General features: G+C 49.9%; 15 protein-coding genes. 10 read left to right on the top strand and 5 right to left on the bottom strand.

Annotated features, from left to right (window positions below; all coding sequences use genetic code 11):
* Window positions 1-102: 102 nt before the first annotated feature.
* The 5 genes from BDT_RS07485 to BDT_RS07465 form a co-directional block, all read right to left on the bottom strand.
* The gene (locus tag BDT_RS07485) at window positions 103-786 is read right to left on the bottom strand and encodes an ABC transporter ATP-binding protein (RefSeq protein ID WP_015090635.1); all 684 of its coding nucleotides are present in this window, start codon (window positions 784-786) and stop codon (window positions 103-105) included.
* Window positions 779-2,008, bottom strand: coding sequence for an ABC transporter permease (locus tag BDT_RS07480; protein WP_015090634.1), 1,230 nt, complete (start codon window positions 2,006-2,008; stop codon window positions 779-781). The genes BDT_RS07485 and BDT_RS07480 overlap by 8 nt, the downstream gene beginning before the upstream one ends.
* Window positions 2,005-3,136, bottom strand: a protein-coding gene (gene prfB, locus BDT_RS07475) for a peptide chain release factor 2 (RefSeq protein ID WP_235046299.1) whose coding sequence is annotated in 2 segments (ribosomal slippage) — window positions 2,005-3,054 and window positions 3,056-3,136 — 1,131 coding nt in all. Because the reading frame shifts where the segments join, the coding sequence is not laid out codon by codon here. Before prfB ends, BDT_RS07480 begins: the two co-directional genes overlap by 4 nt.
* Before the next feature lie 294 nt (window positions 3,137-3,430).
* Window positions 3,431-3,883 (bottom strand): rRNA maturation RNase YbeY, encoded by a 453-nt coding sequence (gene ybeY, locus BDT_RS07470; RefSeq protein ID WP_015090632.1) that lies wholly within the window; start codon window positions 3,881-3,883, stop codon window positions 3,431-3,433.
* A 2-nt stretch (window positions 3,884-3,885) separates the two neighbouring features.
* Entirely contained in the window at window positions 3,886-6,300 is a 2,415-nt protein-coding gene (locus tag BDT_RS07465; protein WP_015090631.1) for an HD family phosphohydrolase, read from the bottom strand.
* A 101-nt stretch (window positions 6,301-6,401) separates the two neighbouring features.
* On the opposite strand from BDT_RS07465, the gene mazG reads away from it, so the two are divergent.
* From mazG to BDT_RS07415, 10 genes are all read left to right on the top strand, one after another.
* Entirely contained in the window at window positions 6,402-7,220 is an 819-nt protein-coding gene (gene mazG / locus BDT_RS07460; protein ID WP_041577369.1) for a nucleoside triphosphate pyrophosphohydrolase, read from the top strand.
* A gap of 358 nt (window positions 7,221-7,578) precedes the next feature.
* On the top strand, window positions 7,579-8,640 hold the full coding sequence (locus BDT_RS07455; protein WP_041577366.1) for a VWA domain-containing protein: 1,062 nt from the start codon (window positions 7,579-7,581) through the stop codon (window positions 8,638-8,640).
* A gap of 11 nt (window positions 8,641-8,651) precedes the next feature.
* On the top strand, window positions 8,652-9,272 hold the full coding sequence (locus BDT_RS07450) for a PilZ domain-containing protein (RefSeq protein ID WP_041577364.1): 621 nt from the start codon (window positions 8,652-8,654) through the stop codon (window positions 9,270-9,272).
* Window positions 9,244-9,954: a MotA/TolQ/ExbB proton channel family protein gene (locus BDT_RS07445; protein ID WP_041577362.1), complete on the top strand. Its 711-nt coding sequence runs from the start codon at window positions 9,244-9,246 to the stop codon at window positions 9,952-9,954. Before BDT_RS07450 ends, BDT_RS07445 begins: the two co-directional genes overlap by 29 nt.
* Before the next feature lie 56 nt (window positions 9,955-10,010).
* Window positions 10,011-10,556 (top strand): ExbD/TolR family protein, encoded by a 546-nt coding sequence (locus BDT_RS07440; protein WP_015090626.1) that lies wholly within the window; start codon window positions 10,011-10,013, stop codon window positions 10,554-10,556.
* Between the two features lie 3 nt (window positions 10,557-10,559).
* On the top strand, window positions 10,560-11,063 hold the full coding sequence (locus BDT_RS07435; protein WP_015090625.1) for an ExbD/TolR family protein: 504 nt from the start codon (window positions 10,560-10,562) through the stop codon (window positions 11,061-11,063).
* Window positions 11,064-11,067: 4 nt separating this feature from the next.
* Window positions 11,068-14,781 (top strand): tetratricopeptide repeat protein, encoded by a 3,714-nt coding sequence (locus BDT_RS07430; protein ID WP_015090624.1) that lies wholly within the window; start codon window positions 11,068-11,070, stop codon window positions 14,779-14,781.
* Between the two features lie 15 nt (window positions 14,782-14,796).
* Window positions 14,797-15,045: a hypothetical protein gene (locus BDT_RS07425; protein WP_041577360.1), complete on the top strand. Its 249-nt coding sequence runs from the start codon at window positions 14,797-14,799 to the stop codon at window positions 15,043-15,045.
* A 15-nt stretch (window positions 15,046-15,060) separates the two neighbouring features.
* Window positions 15,061-16,527, top strand: coding sequence for an AgmX/PglI C-terminal domain-containing protein (locus BDT_RS19460; protein WP_015090622.1), 1,467 nt, complete (start codon window positions 15,061-15,063; stop codon window positions 16,525-16,527).
* 15 nt (window positions 16,528-16,542) lie between these two features.
* A complete protein-coding gene (locus BDT_RS07415; protein ID WP_041577358.1) occupies window positions 16,543-17,307 on the top strand; it encodes an outer membrane beta-barrel domain-containing protein in 765 nt (254 codons plus the stop codon).
* Window positions 17,308-17,310: the final 3 nt, after the last annotated feature.

Raw genomic sequence — 17,310 nt, 5'->3', positions numbered from 1 at the left:
ACAATTTAGACAAGGAATCGTAACTTAAGACCAAGGTCCTGTCAAAGCCACCCACCAGACAACACCACTTTTTTAGCCGCAAAGCACAAGTAAATCAGCCCTTTAAGTGGTCCAATTACCGTCTTTCATTCGATAGACTTTCGGGAATCGAGTCGCGAAGGTCAGATCGTGGGTCACGATGACAAGCGCCAACTTCATTTCTTCCTTCAGACGGAAGAACAGCTCTTGGATCTTTCCACTGGTGTGGGAATCCAAATTCCCCGTCGGTTCATCTGCGAACAGAATCTTTGGATGGCGCACCAAGGCACGAGCAATGGCTACGCGCTGCAACTCGCCGCCGGAAAGCTGGTTCGGGTGATGGTCACGACGGTCCGCCAGACCCATGAAGTCCAAAAGGTGCAGAGCTTTTTCTTTGGCCACCTTCAAAGATTCCCCGCCCACCCGGCAAGGGATCATGACGTTTTCCAGAGCATTGAATTCACTTAACAGATGGTGGAACTGGAATACAAAGCCCATTTCAGAATTGCGGAAGCGGGACAATTCATCATCACTCATCGCCAGCAGGTCACGGCCTTCACAGAAAAGCTCGCCCTTACTGGGACGATCCAGCGTCCCCATGATTTGCAACAAGGTGGATTTGCCGGCTCCAGAGGCACCCAAAATCGCAAAAGCTTCGCCTTCACGGATGTCCAGACTGACGCCACGAAGAATCTCAAGCTCCCCCACCCCTTGGGAGTAGGATTTGTGAATATCCACGGCACGCAAAAGAATGTTTTCGCTATTCACTTCTTAGTCCCTCCACTGGCTCCAGCTTCGCACCGCGACGGGCCGGTGCGATCGTGGCAATCAAACAGATCACGAGTGTTGCAATACAGATGGCCACGCCATCAATAAATCGAATCTGCAACTCAATATTTTCCAGACGATAAACTTCGCCGGAAATCAGACTTAAACGCCCCTGCATGAATTCAAACAGATAGGCGATCCCAATCCCCAAAACAAAGCCCAGCACCAAGCCGACCAACCCCATGAACAATCCCTGACAGACAAAGATCTTCATAATGTCTTTTTGCGACAGACCCACGGTTTTAAGAATGGCAATGTCCTTGAAACGACGAACGACATTCACAAACAAGGTCGCCGACACATTGAAGGCCGCCACAATGGTGATCACCAAAACCACAAAGAAAATACCCGGGCGCTCGACATTGATGGCTTCAAAAAGATTTTCATTGGCATCGCGCCAGTCGCGCACCCAATAAGGGGATCCCAAAACCGCACTCAAATTAAAGGCCGCATCGCGGGCATGATCGACATCCTGGAATTTCAGCAACAAACCCGAATAGCGACCCCCGATATCCGCCAGTTCCTGGGTCGCTTTCAGATCAGACAGAATAAAACGTTCATTCCAGTCATGCTTTCCCAAGTCCAAAATGCCTTGCACTTTGAAAGCACCCACCCGGCGCTGGAACTTTGACGGATCCACAGAGTCCGCCACCGGCACAACCACACGGAAGGTTTCCCCGACAGACAGATTCATTTTTTTGGCAAGATTTTTACCCACCAGCGCCAAGGGCACATCGCTGGCAACATTGAGGTCATCGGTCCCGCTGACAATACGGCGTTTGAAATTCAAAACCTCATTGACCCGTTGCGTGTCCACACCTTGAATCAGCACACCCGAGATCTGACCTTTGTTGGCCAAAACCGCTTCAATAAAGACAAAGCGACTGGTGTTCACCAGCGTCGGTTCGGCTTTACGAATACGTTCTTCCAGCTCTTTCCAGTCATCCGGGAAGCGCGAGCGTTTCACCACTTGGGCATGGCCGGAAACTTCGGCCATGGCCGTTTTCAGAGTGTTTTCAAAACCACTCATCACCGCCATCGAGGCCACCAGCGCTGCCACCCCCAAAACCAGTCCCAGCAAGGCCAAAGGAGCCGAACCGCCAAACATGGTTTTGCGCGAGAAAAGCAGTCGCCAGGAAAGCCAGGGCAATGACGACTTCACGAAGGCTGACTTTCTGCCGTCAAAGTGGATTTCAAGTAGGACATGATAAATCCATCCAGATCCCCGTCCATCACATCATCGACCTGATTGGTCTCAAAGTCAGTGCGGTGGTCTTTGACCATCTGATAAGGGTGCATCACGTAAGAGCGAATCTGCGAACCCCATTCATTGGCTTTTTTCTGGGAATTCATCGCGTCTTTTTCCGCGTTGCGCTTTTCGATTTCCATTTCATAAAGGCGCGCCTTCAACATCTTCAGAGCTTTTTCACGGTTCTGAATCTGAGATCTTTCCACCTGACAGGTTACGATAACCCCGGATGGAATGTGCGTCATACGAACCGCCGAATCCGTTCTATTGACGTGCTGACCACCGGCGCCACTCGCGCGGAAGGTGTCGACTTTCAAATCGTCAGGACGAACTTCGATGTTGATGTCATCATCCACTTCCGCCCATGCAAATACTGACGCAAACGATGTGTGGCGGCGGGCATTGGAATCAAACGGAGAAATACGCACCAGACGATGCACTCCGGATTCTGCCTTCAGATATCCATAAGCATAAGGGCCTTCAATCAATAGTGTGCAGGATTTAATCCCGGCACCCTCGCCCTCGGTCATCTCGATGATTTGAACTTTGAAGCCGTGCTTGTCAGCATAACGCGTGTACATACGCAGCAACATGGAAGCCCAGTCACAGGACTCGGTTCCACCCGCCCCCGAGTTGATGGACAGATACGAACTGTTGCTGTCCAACTCGCCGTTCAGAACTCGTTTTAGTTCAAGTTCTTCACCCAGCTTTTCCAGTGCCGCAATTTCGCCTTTCACTTCGACGAAGCTGCCTTCATCCTGGGCTTCTTCTGCCATTTCCAGCAGAACTTTGGCGTCACTCAAACGACCTGCAAACGCGTCGAATTCACCCACGGCTTTTTCAAGCAGGGCTTTTTCTTTATTCAGCTTTTGCATTTCAGCAGGTTTTTCCCAGAGCGCGGGGTTTTCAGCCTGAATGGAGATCTCTTCCAGGCGTTTTTTCTTGCGATCTAAGTCAAAGATACCCCCGAAGCTCCTTAGAGAAGGCTTCGAGAGACACGATTTTACTTTTAATTTCAGAGGCTTCAGTAACGATAGACATAGGCCCAGTGTAATCACAGGGCCTTGTCTGTCAAGAAAAACGCCTCCGAGAGAAGGGAGGGGAAAATCTCTCGGAGGCGGAAGTATGGGAGAAACACACATCTGCCTAATACAAAGGCGATGCCAACCGGGTCTCTTCTGACTATTTGCGAAATGAAGGCGGGAAAACCCCAAAACCAGGGTCCGCACAATGGAATCGTTCAAACTTTAGACAAAACCACGGACGCAGAAGGTCCTTTTTGGTCCTTCCGAGGTGATTTCAAATCTCTTGTCGTTTTTAGAGGGAAAAGAGGCCTTATTTGGCAGAAACTTTTTTCAAAAGGACTTCGAAAGCCGCATCCTGAATACCGAACATTTCAAGAGCGTCCTCTTCACTGGTTTCATGATCATAACCCAACAGGTGCAGCACCCCATGCAGCAGCATGTAACCCAGCTCCTGCTGATAAGTGAGCCCATGGTCTTTGGATTGACGCTTTAAAACCTCGGGGCACAAAACAAGCTCCCCTAATGAACCCGGATCCATCGAGTCAAAGCTCAACACATCCGTGGCGTAGTTCTTACTGCGAAACTCCATATTGATTTTCTGGGCGGGCTTTTTATCCAAAAACACCAGCGTCAGTTCACGGCGGGCCTGATCGGCCTTCAGCACTTTTTTGCGCTTCAATTCAGCCACCACAAGCTCCATCCAGGTTTGGATAAACTTGCGAGGAGCTGCGTGTTTGGATTCATTGACGATTAAAACTTCCATGATCAGCCCTGCGATGTCGTACTGTGACCCACGTCACCCAAACCACCCCCGGCACTGCGAGGATAATCAATACGCTGGTGATAGATGCCCAGAAGGATGCGGATGAAAGCCGCCTCCACCTTGGAGATGTCTTTCAGGGTCAGATTACATTCATCCAACTGCCCGTCAGAGAACTTTCTTTGCGTGATGTTTTTAACGATGTTCTGCAAACGCGCCGGAGTCGGTTCATCCAAAGAACGAGCCGCCGCCTCGATACTGTCGGCAAGCATACACAAAGCCGCTTCGCGGAACTGCGGTTTTGGACCTGGATAACGGAAGTCCTCTTCACCAATTTCCGGACCGTCTTCTTTTTTCAGATCCAGAGCTTTGTTATAGAAGTAAGAAATCAGCGTCGTTCCATGGTGCTGCAAAACCCCGTCAATGATCGGCTTGCCCAGTTTATAAGCCATCCCCATCTCGACGCCGTCTTTTACGTGGGCGATCAAAAGGGTTTTGCTCATGAACGGAGAAATATGATCATGCGGGTTGTGGCCCGGCTTCTGATTTTCGATAAAGTAATTGGCGTGCTCCATTTTACCGATGTCGTGGTAATAGCACATGACTTTACCCAACAACGGATTGGCACCGATTTCTTCCGCGGCTGCTTCCACCATCGAACCCACCATCATGGAATGGTGATATGTTCCCGGGGCTTTCACGATCATTTCTTTCAACAGCGGATGATTCAGGTTGCTCAGTTCAAGCAATTTCACATCCGTGGTGTAGCTGAAGATGGATTCAAGCAGCGGAACAAACATCATCGCCACCAGGGCCGAGAAAATACCACCCAGGAAGCCCGCCGGGATTGAAAGCAGAATCTCTTTCACTCCGCCCTCTTGGTCGAACTTGGTCATGGTCAGGATAAACGCAATCATCGCCGCATTCACCAGCCCCGTGCGCACACCCGCATAGTAAACGTCGTTACGGGTTTTGCAGTTGTAAACCCCGCGCGCCGCCGCGATACCGCCCACCAGAGACACGAACATAAAGGCAAAGTTATAATCCACCATGATACCCAGGCAGACCGAAAGGAAGGCCGTGAACAGCCATACGATTTCACCGTAAGTGATCAAGAGCCCCACCAGCATTGGCCCCGCCGCCACCGGAGCCGCATACAGGAAAATCGCCGGAGGCAGGAAGTGGCCCAGCTTTGAGGCAAAGGCCGCGTCCGTGATGAACATGTAGATCTTGGTGAAGAAGATGATGCCAAAAGCGATCAGCATCATGACGGAAACGTCTTTGAATTCGATTTTGACTTTATTGATGGTAAAACGCTTCAGGTAAGAGAAGAACACCAGAATCGCCACCGACAGCATCAGCGCCATGGAAAGCGACATGATGTCTTTGCGTTTATCCGCACGGATATTTTCAATCTGCTTGATCACCGCCATCTGGAACGGCTGAACCACCGACCCTTGGGCGATGATGTTCTGATTCTTTTTGATGGTGATCGTTACCGGAATCACCGCATCACGTGCGGACTGGCGGCGACTGGCCGTTTCCTGCTTGTTCAGGGTCATGTTGGGCACAACCAAAGAGCGGGCGAAATAAAGGATATTGGCCTGATCAGATTCAGAGAAACGATTCAGGTCTTTTTTCAGTTCCAGCTCGAAGTTTTCCGGGGACTGAAGATCCAGGATTTCTTCCCGCGGGATCGGGAATTCCTTACCCAGATTGTTCTTGTGCACCACCCGGCCCAGAACTGCGGCCTGGCTGGCTGGAATAAAGCGGTCAGGTGCTTCAGCCACTTTGCGGTCATACCAGTTTTCAAGGTTGCGAATGACGATGGCTTCAATGCGCGGATTGAATCTGAGATCAATCAGCCATTCGAACATAAAGTCCGAAACGCCCACTCCCAGCTCTTTTTCAAACTGCTTTTTGTACTGGAAGAAATCCTTCACTGCCACCCGGTACTGTGCCGGCGCCGTTGGCCATTTGGTTTCGCGGTAATAAGCACGCATGCTGCGGAAGGAATGAATCAGGTTCACCGACACGCGCTCAAAGACGCTGGTGTCATAGTCGTAAACGATCGGCACCGTGTATTCCGCCTTCAGGCGTTTTTCCTCGGTGGTGACCTCGTCAGTCATTTCAAAGCCCATGGGGGAAGTGACATCATACTTGGCCACATCACCCACAGTGAAGTTGTACGGAATATCGAACTGATAGAAGATTGTGTAAGAAAGCAGAACGCAATACAGGAAGATCAAAGCAGCACGACGAATGAAGAACTTTTCTTCCATGAGCTGCACAATACGACCCAGGAATGTTTTCTCCAAACCGATGGAATCCACCCAGTCCAAAAACTTCAGACTGTGATCCTCATAGTTGACCCGCTTGGCTGGGCTTTCGCCCTTTTTTGGATTTTTTCCTCGTTGCATATCTAGTTTTTCTACCGTAACCCATATTGCGAAAATTGTCGAAATCACTATGCATTTGTGTTAGCAATAAAGAGATTCCATCAGAAAGTCGAGGAGTCCCCATGCCGCACGTTCCATCCAACCTACGTCATATTGAGTCCTTAGTCGAGATCGTTGCTTCCTTGCGCGGCCCTGGGGGTTGCCCTTGGGATAAAGAGCAGACTCACGAATCTTTGACTCAATACGCAATCGAAGAGACCCACGAGCTGGTGGAAGCCCTGGAACTGCCCGCTTCTGATGCCACGAAAGATCTGAAAATGAAGGAAGAGCTGGGTGATGTCCTCTTCCAAGTGGTTCTGCACGCTCAGCTTGCCGCCGAACGTGGAGCTTTTACTCTGGAAGATGTGATTGCTGGAATCAGTGAAAAACTGGTGCGCCGTCACCCGCATGTCTTCGCCGACACCCAGGTTGCCGACACTGCCGAGGTCATTCGCAACTGGGAGGAAATCAAAAAACAAGAGAAGGCTTCTTCTGCCGCACCGTCGCCATACGCCTTGAATGTGCCCCCACTGCCGGCTTTGCAGAAAGCCTACAAAATCGGCAAACGCACTGAAAAATTGAAATTCGACTGGGAAGACATGGACGGCGTCCTTGCCAAAGTGGAAGAAGAATATCAGGAACTGCGTGAAGCTTTGGATGAAGGCGTTGATGCCGAGATCGAACACGAACTGGGTGACGCCCTGTTTTCACTCGCGCAACTGGGACGTCACGTGCAGATGGAACCCGAGCAGGTTTTGCGCAAAGCGAATCAACGTTTTGAAAATCGCTTCAACACCATGGTGGAACTTGTTGCGAAAGACCAAAAAGATTTTTCTGCAATGAACCTGGAACAAAAAGAAGAGTACTGGCAAAAAGCCAAATTACTTTTGAAGAAGAAATAACCCGCCAGATCTTCCATCGAAGGTCCTCTTTCTTTTTAGCCTCGTAATAAAAGAGGATCTTGGTTGTGGCGAGAAGTTCGACAGTTCCGAGTATCTTCTAATTTCGACGCGCACTTAGCTGGGAAAACACGACGGAAAGCCTGACAAACTGGCTATAGGTTTGACACAAGAAAATATTTTGAAAATTGATTGATTTCACAACACCCTGTTATTTCACACACTTAGCGTGTCTCAAAACTGGACCAATTAAAAATTAAAAAACGAATTCATGCAGTTACCTGAAATTTCAGTTTTGGGTTGTTTTAAACGAAACTGAATCCATCAAGAAGCATGGTGGGGCTCAGGAGGGCATAACCGTATGAAAAAAACAGTCGCTAGCAAAGCACTAATGATGGCTTCAGCAGTGGCATTGGTAGCTGGTTGCAGCAAGGGGACTGGTTCTTACTCCCTCTTGAATGATGCAGAAGACTACAAGCAACAGGCAGTCTTCATTCCAAAGCAGATCGACATCCTTTGGGTGATCGATAACTCTGGCTCCATGAAGACATCTCAGGACAATCTGGCGGCGAACTTCCAGTCCTTCATCTCGCGCTTCCAACAGTACAACTATGATTTCCACATGGCCGTAACGACAACTGAAGCTTGGGAAAAACAATTCAATTCCGGCAGTGATAAAGCCCGTATCAAGGATGGTGCGGTTCTACAAAACAGTCCAAAAATTGAAACTCACTCTGGCGTGTTCATTATGGATAAGAACACTCCAAACCTGGGTGATGTATTCTCTACCAATGCCAAGCAGGGAACGCTGGGTAACGGTGATGAACGCGCGTTCTCAAGCTTCAAGGAAGCTTTGCTTGAGCCGCAAAATGCCGGATTCCGCCGCAGCGAGGCTTTCCTGGCAGTGATCATCGTCAGTGACGAAGAGGACTTCTCTTCTTCCACTGCAGCGTTCAACGAAAGCTACGGCAACGCCAACCTTCACACAGTTCAAAGCTATGTGGACTTCCTGGATGGATATGTTGGCAGTCGTAACTATTCCGTCAGCACCATCACGGTTCCTGACGACAACTGCAAAACCACTCTGTCTACAGACGGTTTTGCGCGCAAGATCTCCACCCGCCTGCCGGAACTGGCAACTTTGACTGCGGGTGTGAAGGGGTCTTTGTGCTCTAACTTTGGTTCAACTCTGGAGCTCATCTCTGATTCCATCATCCAGCTTTCCAGTGTCTTTAAACTGAATCGTGAACCACAAGAGGACACGATCGTGATCACGGTAAACGGAGTTTCCGTGCCTAACGACGCAGTCAACGGATGGACTTACGATGCATCCAACCTGACCATCACCTTCCACGGAAGTTCGGTGCCGGCAGCGGATGCTAATATCGCGATCGACTTCTATCCTAAGTCGATTAAACTGTAAAAGGATGTTGTATGGGTGGGGTACAGACAGCAACTAATCAGCAGCAGTGGTATATTCTGCGTGGGGAAATGAAATATGGTCCCTACGAGTACAGATCACTGATCACGATGATCCAAAATGGCGAGCTCTACGATTACAACTTCGTATGGGCTTCGCACCTGGAAAATTGGACTTTACTGGGCGATCTTCAGGAATTTTCCAAAGACCGCCTGTGCAGACTGATTGAAACCAAGGATCATATCGCAGGCTCATTCAAAGACAGAAAATGTCCACGCGTGGATCTGGAAACACCAGTCTATGCGCACAATGATCACAACTTTTTTGACGGCCACACTTTGAGTGTGAGTGAAAACGGGGCGCTGGTTCTTTTGAACGATCCCCTGCTTCTGCCCGGTCAGAAAATCATGCTCAATTTTAGACCTTCTGAGGTGAACCCTCAGACATTCAACGTGCTTTGTGAGATTATTCGCAAGAATTACTCCAAGCAAAGACTCAACGTAAAATCCGGTTTGCATTACGCTGTTCGTTTCCTCTCGGTGCAAGAACTCGGTATGGCTCAATTAACAAAATGGACACGCGGTGGCGTTTCCAAGGAGGAAACAAATGATGGCATTCTTAAAGTTCATGAATGATTCCGGCTTCGTCGGTTGGTGCATCCTTGTGGTGGGTATCGGTTCTCTGGTACTTGTCGCAGAACGCGCAAAAGCTCTTTACAAAGAATACGGAATGAATGTCGAAGAGTTCATGGGCAAAGTTCAGAACCTGGTTCTGGCGAAAAAGCTCGATGAAGCCCTGCTTCTTTGTGCGCAACTTGAGAAAAAGCCATTGGCCTCTGCCTTCAAAACGATCCTTGAAAAAGCGGACCGTGATGATGACACGATCTTCCAGGCTCACGATATCGCATTGAGCGAAAACGTGCCTTTGTACACCAAACGTCTGCACTATCTGTCAATGCTTGCCAACGTGGCAACATTGCTGGGTCTGTTGGGTACGATCCACGGTCTGATCCTGTCGTTCCAGGCGGTTGCGACAGCCGATCCGGCACAGAAACAAGCCTTGCTGGCACACGGTATCTCCGTGTCCATGTATACAACGGCTTTGGGTCTGGCAGTGGCGATTCCGGCGATGGTGTTCTTCTCTTTCCTGACTGCCCGTCAAAACCAATTGATCGAGGAAATGTCAGAGAAGTGCTCCAAGCTGACTGAGCTTCTGACCAGCGCTCATATCCCGAACCTGACCCGCCAGAACGTGTTCCCTGATCACGTTGCTGCACCAAGTGTGACGCCTCCGTCCCCAGGCCAGAAGGTCTCCTAACGGAGGCCTTTTTCCCGGAGCGGTGGACCTTACATAACTAAGGATGGGACGATTTTATGAGACGCGCACGCAAGATCAAAATTGATCATAACAGTGAGTTCGAGCTGGATTTGGCTCCCCTGCTTGCCGTGATGGTAAAGCTGGTACCGGTACTGCTGGTTTCCTCTGCCTTCATTCAGGTGATGGTGATCGAATCCGAACTGCCGCAGGTGGTAAGTGAAGCCATCCAGCGCCAGGATGAACAAAAAACTCCGACCAATGTGGCGATGGAAGTCGATGCCAAAGACGGCATTCGCATCATCATCACTGAAAAAGGCCAGCAGAAAGTGGAAACCGTTCCTTTGAAAGACGGCGCCTATGACCTGCGCACCCTGCACATGAAACTGGTGGAAGTTAAAAAAGCACACCCTGAAGTATTCAAAATGGAATTAAGCCCTGACGGCAAGGTTCCTTACGACACCATCGTGAAAATCATGGACGAGGCCCGCCAGGCCCGTGACTCCAACACCAAGTTCCCCGTTTTCGATACCAAACAGGGTAAAAACGTGGAAACGAACTACATGTTCCCAGAGATCATCTTTGCGAACACCATGGAGGGCTAACACATGTCACGTCGTCGCAGATACGAGCCAAAGACCAAGAAAAACTCCACGTTCGGCCTGAATATCACTTCCATGACAGATATGTTCACCATCATGCTGGTGTTCCTGCTGCAGAGCTATTCAACTTCTGATGTGCAGATCATCCCGGAAAACAACCTGCGTCTGCCAACGTCCGCGTCTATGACCAACGCCACAGAGTCCATCAAACTGTCACTCAGTGGGGACGCTTTGAAAATTGACCAGACCAAGATTGCAGACGTCAAGAATGCCGACTTCCTGCCTCAGGATCTGGAAGACAAGGACTCCAATTTCATCAAGCCTCTGTTCCAGGAGCTGGATAAAATTGCCAAGTCCGAAACCGAGAAGGACAAAGCCCACGTGAAAGAGGGCCGTATCCTTCTGCAGGCAGACAAGGATCTGCCGTACGCGACGCTGAGAAAAGTGATGTACACCGCTTCGATGGCGGGGTTCCCTCAGCTGAAGCTTGTCACCATGGTTGGAGAATAAGTTTATGATTCGCACAATAGTTCTGCTTCTAGCATTTCATCTGTTCTCACATTACTGTTTTGCTGCCGACAAAAACACCAAAGGGCTTCTTCCAGAAGTCAGCATGACCCAGGGCAGTGAAAGCGATAACGAGAAAAAGGCCTTCAGCAGCGAGATCATGATCACTCGCTCTGAAAACAGAGCTATTGAGTCCCTGCAAGTTATCATCAAAAAAAACAAAGGTGCCAAGAACGAAGCTGATCTGTGGTACCGCCTGGCGGAGCTGTACATGAGACGCTCCAAGTCCGGCCGCTTCTTTGACCTTCATCAGGACACTCCCCTGATGAAGCTTTCGCCGTTCCCGGTGCCGAACGAACGTGGTTCTGAGGCCATCAAACGCGCGATCAAAATTTACACCAAACTTGAAATGGACTTCCCGCGTTTCAAACAAATGGATGCGGTGCTGTTCAATAACGCCTTCGCCAATCAGCAGATTGCGCAGTACAAGGTGTCGGAACTTCTTTATAACAAACTGCTTTCTCAATTCCCAAAATCCCCGCTGATTGCTGACGGTACGCTGGCGATCGGTGAACTGCTTTATGATCAGGGTAAATTCGCCCAGGCGCTGGAACACTTCCTGCGCGTTGAAAAATTCCCGAACAGCCGTGTTTATTCCTACGGCATGTACAAAGCCGCGTGGGCTTACTACAACATGCGCGATTCTGAAAACGGCATCAAAAAACTGGTTCAGGTTGTAAAAACCAACCCAGCCCTGCAGGACGGCGAAGTTCCAACCAATCGCCACAACCTGCGCCGTGAGGCCATGCGTGACCTGACGGTGTTCATTGGTGACTCTTATCCTGCCAACAAGCTTTATTCTTTCTTTGAAGACATCGCCACCGAAGAAGAACTGGGTCAGTCCATGATCGACCTGGCAAAACTTTACGAATCCCACAGCCGTCAGAAAGAGATGAACATCTTCCTGGAAGAATACATCGATAAACGTTCGATGGGTCCGGATGTTGTGCGCTCTCACCTGTTCCTGGTGGAAGCCAACGAAACTTTGAAAAGACGTGACAAGGTCATCAACCATCTGCAATACGCTTCCGACCTTTGTAAAAAGGACTCTGCCTGGAGAGGCATGCAGAAAGTCGACGTTCTGGAGTCTTCCTGTGTGGAAGGCTTCCGTCACACCAGCCTGGACATGGCAAAAAAATGGTGGGAAATCTGGCTTAAGAACAAACAGAACATGGAATTCTCGGACCTGACCCAGCAGTTGTTCAAACTGATCCTGGAAAACGAGGACCCGACGAAACCGGACCTGAAAACGCGCTTTGCTTACGCGGAACTGCTGTTCCAGCTGCAAAAGTATGACGAAGCCAGCGTTCAGTACAAAATGGTCGGCGACAAATCCGCTGAACCGGTCATGAAACATGATGCGCACTATGCCGCTTTGTATGCCAAAGAAAAGAGCATCGAAAAGAAAAAAGATCCGCTTAAAGAAGCTGAACGCAAAGAGCTTGCGTCCAACTATCTGGCAAAGCACCCGACTGGCAAATTTGCGACTTTGATCAAATTCAAAATCGGTCACATCGCTTACGAAGAAGCCAACTATCCAGAGGCTGAAAAGTGGCTGATGCCGTTGACATCCCTGAAAGGGGCTGAAAACGCAGAAACCAAGAAAAAATCAGAGGACCTGATCCTGGACATGATGAACCTGCGCAAAGACTATGCGGGCATCAAGGACTTCTCCAAAAAAGTCATGGCTTCCAGCTCTGATGAGGGCCGCAAGAAGAACATGAACAAACTGATGGAAGAAGCGCACTTCACAGAGATTCAGGAATTCGCAAAAACAGGCGACAAGAACCAGGCTTCCGAAAAGCTGATGTCCTTCGCCAAAGAACACGAAGGCTCGAAACTGGCGCAGGATGCTTTGTGGCAGGCGTTGAGCCTGCAATACAGCGAAGGCCGCATCTATGATGCTGCTGAAGCTTCCATGAAGTTCGTACAGAAGAATCCCGACGACAAAAGAAACCTGGACGCTTTGAAAGAAGCTGCCAAGGCTTACGCTGATGTCGGTCAGATCTCCAAATCCGCAGAGACTCTTCTGAAGATCGCGGACATGGACAAGAAAAACCGCAACACTCACCTGGAGCTGGCGGCGGACATCTATCTTCTGGAAAAGAAAAACAAGGAAGCCCGCGCCGCTTACATGGGTATCCTGAACGGGGCTGACAACAAAACCTTGCAGCGTATCTATGGCAAGCTGATGGATTCCTACAAAGCCGAACCACGCTCTGGCGAACTGGAAAAAATCCAGAACCAGATCCTGGCAAAGGGGCTTGAGCCGTACACGACTCAGATCATGATCGATCGTGCAAAAGCTTTGCTTGATTCCGGCAAAACAACTGCGGCATTTGATCTGGCGATGAAAGCCAACGGTCGTGACGTGGCTCCGGAAATCCGTGCAGAAGCCCGCCTGATTCAGGCTCGCATTCTTGAAAAGGAACTGGTTTCCCAGAGCGTGAAAGCCCGCGAGGAAAAATTCGCGATGGTGCTTTCCATGAAGACTGAAAAACTGGACAAGGCCCACACGGCTTACTACACCACGCTGAAAATGTCCAAAGACCCGTTCCAGCAGCTGGAAGCCATGCGCGGTATTGACCGTTGTTATGACAACTTCATTTCAAGTCTGACAAACATGCCTCTGCCAGCGTCTTTGACTCCTGCGGATCAGGAAGCTCTGCGTGGCGAGATCGCCAAGCTGACAGCTCCGATCCAGGACAAGAAGAATGAAAACGAAGCCAAACTGAAAGTTCTGGCAGCAGCAAAAGGTCAGGCCGCAACGAACGAGCGCAGTTTCGCATCCTTCCGTGTGGATCAGACAGTTCCGCCAGTGGCTCACTACCCTGCTCCGGAAAAGATGACGGCTTACCTGCCGGCTTCTTCTGATATGACCATCGGCAAGGTGTCCCGTTTTGAGACCCGCACTCCGAAAACCTGCAACAGAAGCGCAATTCTGACCGGCCAGCTGGCGAACGTAAACGCGCTCGAAGTTGCAGGAAATTGTTATTATTCTAGACAGTACGAGATGGTGGAAAAACTGGGTCTGGAGCTTGCGAAACAAAAAGACACGCGCGCCCTGGGGCTGTTCTATGCCAGCGTCGGTGCTGATGCCCGCGGTTATAACGACAAAGCGCTGTGGATGATTGAAGCTGCGTTGAAAAACCAGCCGGAAGCCGCACCTTACGTTTACCAGAAAGCCCGTCTGCTTTACAAAGAAGACGGCATGAATTCCGCGATGCCGTTTTTCGATAAAGTTTTAGACATGCAAATGTCTTCGACGGAAATGAAAACTTTCGCTGGAGTGAAGGCATTCTCAGAGGGAGATTTTACGAAGGCAATTGAAAATTTGTCTGCAATCTCTAAAGATCAATTGTATACTTTGAACGTGGGCACTCTGATGAGTGAAGCTTACGCCCAGAAGGGTGAAGTCGACAAAGCACTGAGTGTGGTGAAAGACCTGCTTGGCAGCAAGAAAGACAACACTGATTTCCTTCTGCAGCAGGCTCACTTGTTTGAGACCTACAAACAGAGTCCAACGCTTGCGCTGGATTCTTATGAAAGAGCATTTAAAGCCAGTCAGCAATTGGAAATGCGCGACTGGTTGGGTAAGAAAATACAGTATTTGAAAAATCAAAACAAAGTCGGTCAGCACGTAATCTCGGGAGACTTGTAGTTATGGAGGGTACAAGTGAAATCTATCATCACAGCGATGGTTGCTTTCATTCTCTTGGGAGCATCGACTGGCTTTGCCAAACAAAGAACAGTCCGTAAAGTCCAGGAAGTCAATTTCGGTGACATGAACCTTAAGGGAACGATTCGGAACCCTGACGGCGCCTATCTTGTGCAGAAAAGAGGCATCAAGTTTATGCCTCTTTACGATGTGCAAAAAGATATGGATGGCCGCATCCGTGAATCAGCTCTCTACTTGAATAATTAATTCATGAGGTAACACATGCTCACGTTGATTGTACGTCAATCCCTGAAAAACGGGACGGCGAAAACTTGGAAGTTAAGATCCAACAACACAACACACACCTTCGGGTCCTCCCGTCTGGCCGATGTTATCTCCATCGCACCGGATTCCAAGGGCATCCAGGGTCTTTTTGAATACCGTGACGGTGCATGGTGGTATGTCGATATGGACATGAACACCAGTGCCTCTGCCAAGGGTTCTCCGGCTTTGCGCCTGGACGAGGAAAAATCCCTGACAATCGGCGATTGCACGCTGCAGTTCACTCCGGTGGTGAAAGAGGCGGATTTGTATCTGCGTCTGGAAAAAGCCGGTAAAGAACAACGTGAAGCCGGCAAGCAGTTCCAGCTTTACATCGTGAAGCAGAACGATCAGGTTCTTGAAACCAAGATCCTGCCAATGAATAAAAAATTCAAACCTTCCATGGCACTGACTCCAACAGTGGTGTCTTGTGTTCCTTCCCAGGAATGGCACAAACAAATGGTTGGCGACCTTGAAGTGAAACAAAGAACCGTTTCTTTGGAAGACGCGGCCCGCATGGCCCGCCTTTCCACAGACCAGCTGATGGATGAAGACTCCAAAAAAGGTGTGTTCATCGTTCTGGGTGCGGCTTTGTTCCTGGTGACTGTGGGCTTGTTCGCCCCGAAATCCCAGGAGCTTGAGGTGGTTGCGGCTCCGCCAAAAGCGGCGCAGAAAATCATCGTAAAGACTGAAATCAAGCCCAAACGCAAAAAAGCGGAGTCCGCCCCTGCCCAACAGGTGGTTGTGAAAGAACAAGCTCCAGCGGCAAACCAGAAAACGGCAGAGATGCCTACTGGTGGCAGCAAAGTTTCAAAAATGATGAAATCCCTTTCCGGCGGTCGTATTTCCCAGCTTCTGGGTAAAGTTTCCGCTCAAGCCGCACGCAGTGGCAACGTGGTTATCGCCACGGGTGTTAAAGCGGGTTCCGGTGCTTCCGGTCGTGCCCTGGCTGCGGTTGGCAGCATGGAACGCTCCGGTCGTGACTGGGGCAACGAGGGTGCAGGTTCCGGTGGCGGTGTTGGTACCGTCGGCCGTGGCGGTGGCGGCAGCGCTTCCGGCATGGGGGGGCTGGCAGCTGGCGGCACTGGTTCCGGTGGCGTGGGTCTGATCGAAGAGGAAGGTGAAATCACCGGCGGTCTGGACCGCGAAATCATCGCTCAGTACATCAAATCCAAACTGGGTCAGATTCTGTATTGCTATGAAAGACAACTGAGTGCCAAACCGGATCTGTTCGGTAAGGTCGCTGTGAAATTCACGATCGGTCCATCCGGTCAGGTTGAACAGCAGCTTATTGGCGACACAACACTTAAGAACGCAACCGTTGAGGGATGTATATTGAATAGGGTTGCCGCGTGGAAGTTTCCTGCTCCACAGGGGGGAACGCGCGTGCTAGTGACTTATCCATTCTTATTCAAAAGTACAAACTAAGGCGGGGGTTATATCATGTTGAAGAAGACAATTGTAATGTTCATCCTGACGGCATCTCAGGCATTTGCACAGCAAGCGGCAGACAGCAAAGCTGATCAACGCGGCAGCGACAAGCTGGACATCAAAAAGCTGGAGCAGAAATACTGGGCAGCCAAAGACGACGACTTCAGTGTCGTTCAGAACAGACGTTACGTGAAAGCGGAGCGTTTCTATCTGACCGGTGCGGCGGGTATTCCATTCAATGATCCTTACAGCACAGGAACTATCGCGGGCGGAAGCCTGGGGTATTTCTTCAATGAACGCTGGGGTCTTGAGGGTACCTACAACTCAGCAAGCCTGAAGGACAACGATGCGGTAAAACAATTCGTTGACACCTATGGCGTGATTCCAGATCACAACGTGTTCAAATCGTCCTATTTCCTTTCCGGTATCTGGGTTCCTTTCTATGCGAAAATGAGCGTGGTTGATAAAGCCATCATCTATTTCGACATGGGTATCTCGTTCGGTGTGGGGTCACTGAACTATGAAATCACCCAGGCTGAAGGAAACGTATCCAAAGACACCATGGCCTACAAACTGGGCGTGTTCCAGCAGATCTTCTTCTCTGAGCACTTTGCGATCAGAGCGGATTTGGTCAACACCTGGTCCACTCAGGAAAAGATGAAGTACTATGCTCCCGGCACTAACGTGGGCGGTACTGTTGTGGGCGGTCAGCGTGATCTGGGCAGTGAAACGATCAACGATACATCACTGATGATTGGTATCACGTACTGGCATTAATTT

The sequence above is a fragment of the Bdellovibrio bacteriovorus str. Tiberius genome (assembly GCF_000317895.1).
Lineage (GTDB): Bacteria > Bdellovibrionota > Bdellovibrionia > Bdellovibrionales > Bdellovibrionaceae > Bdellovibrio > Bdellovibrio bacteriovorus_F.
This window is presented reverse-complemented; position numbering and strand designations above follow the sequence as displayed.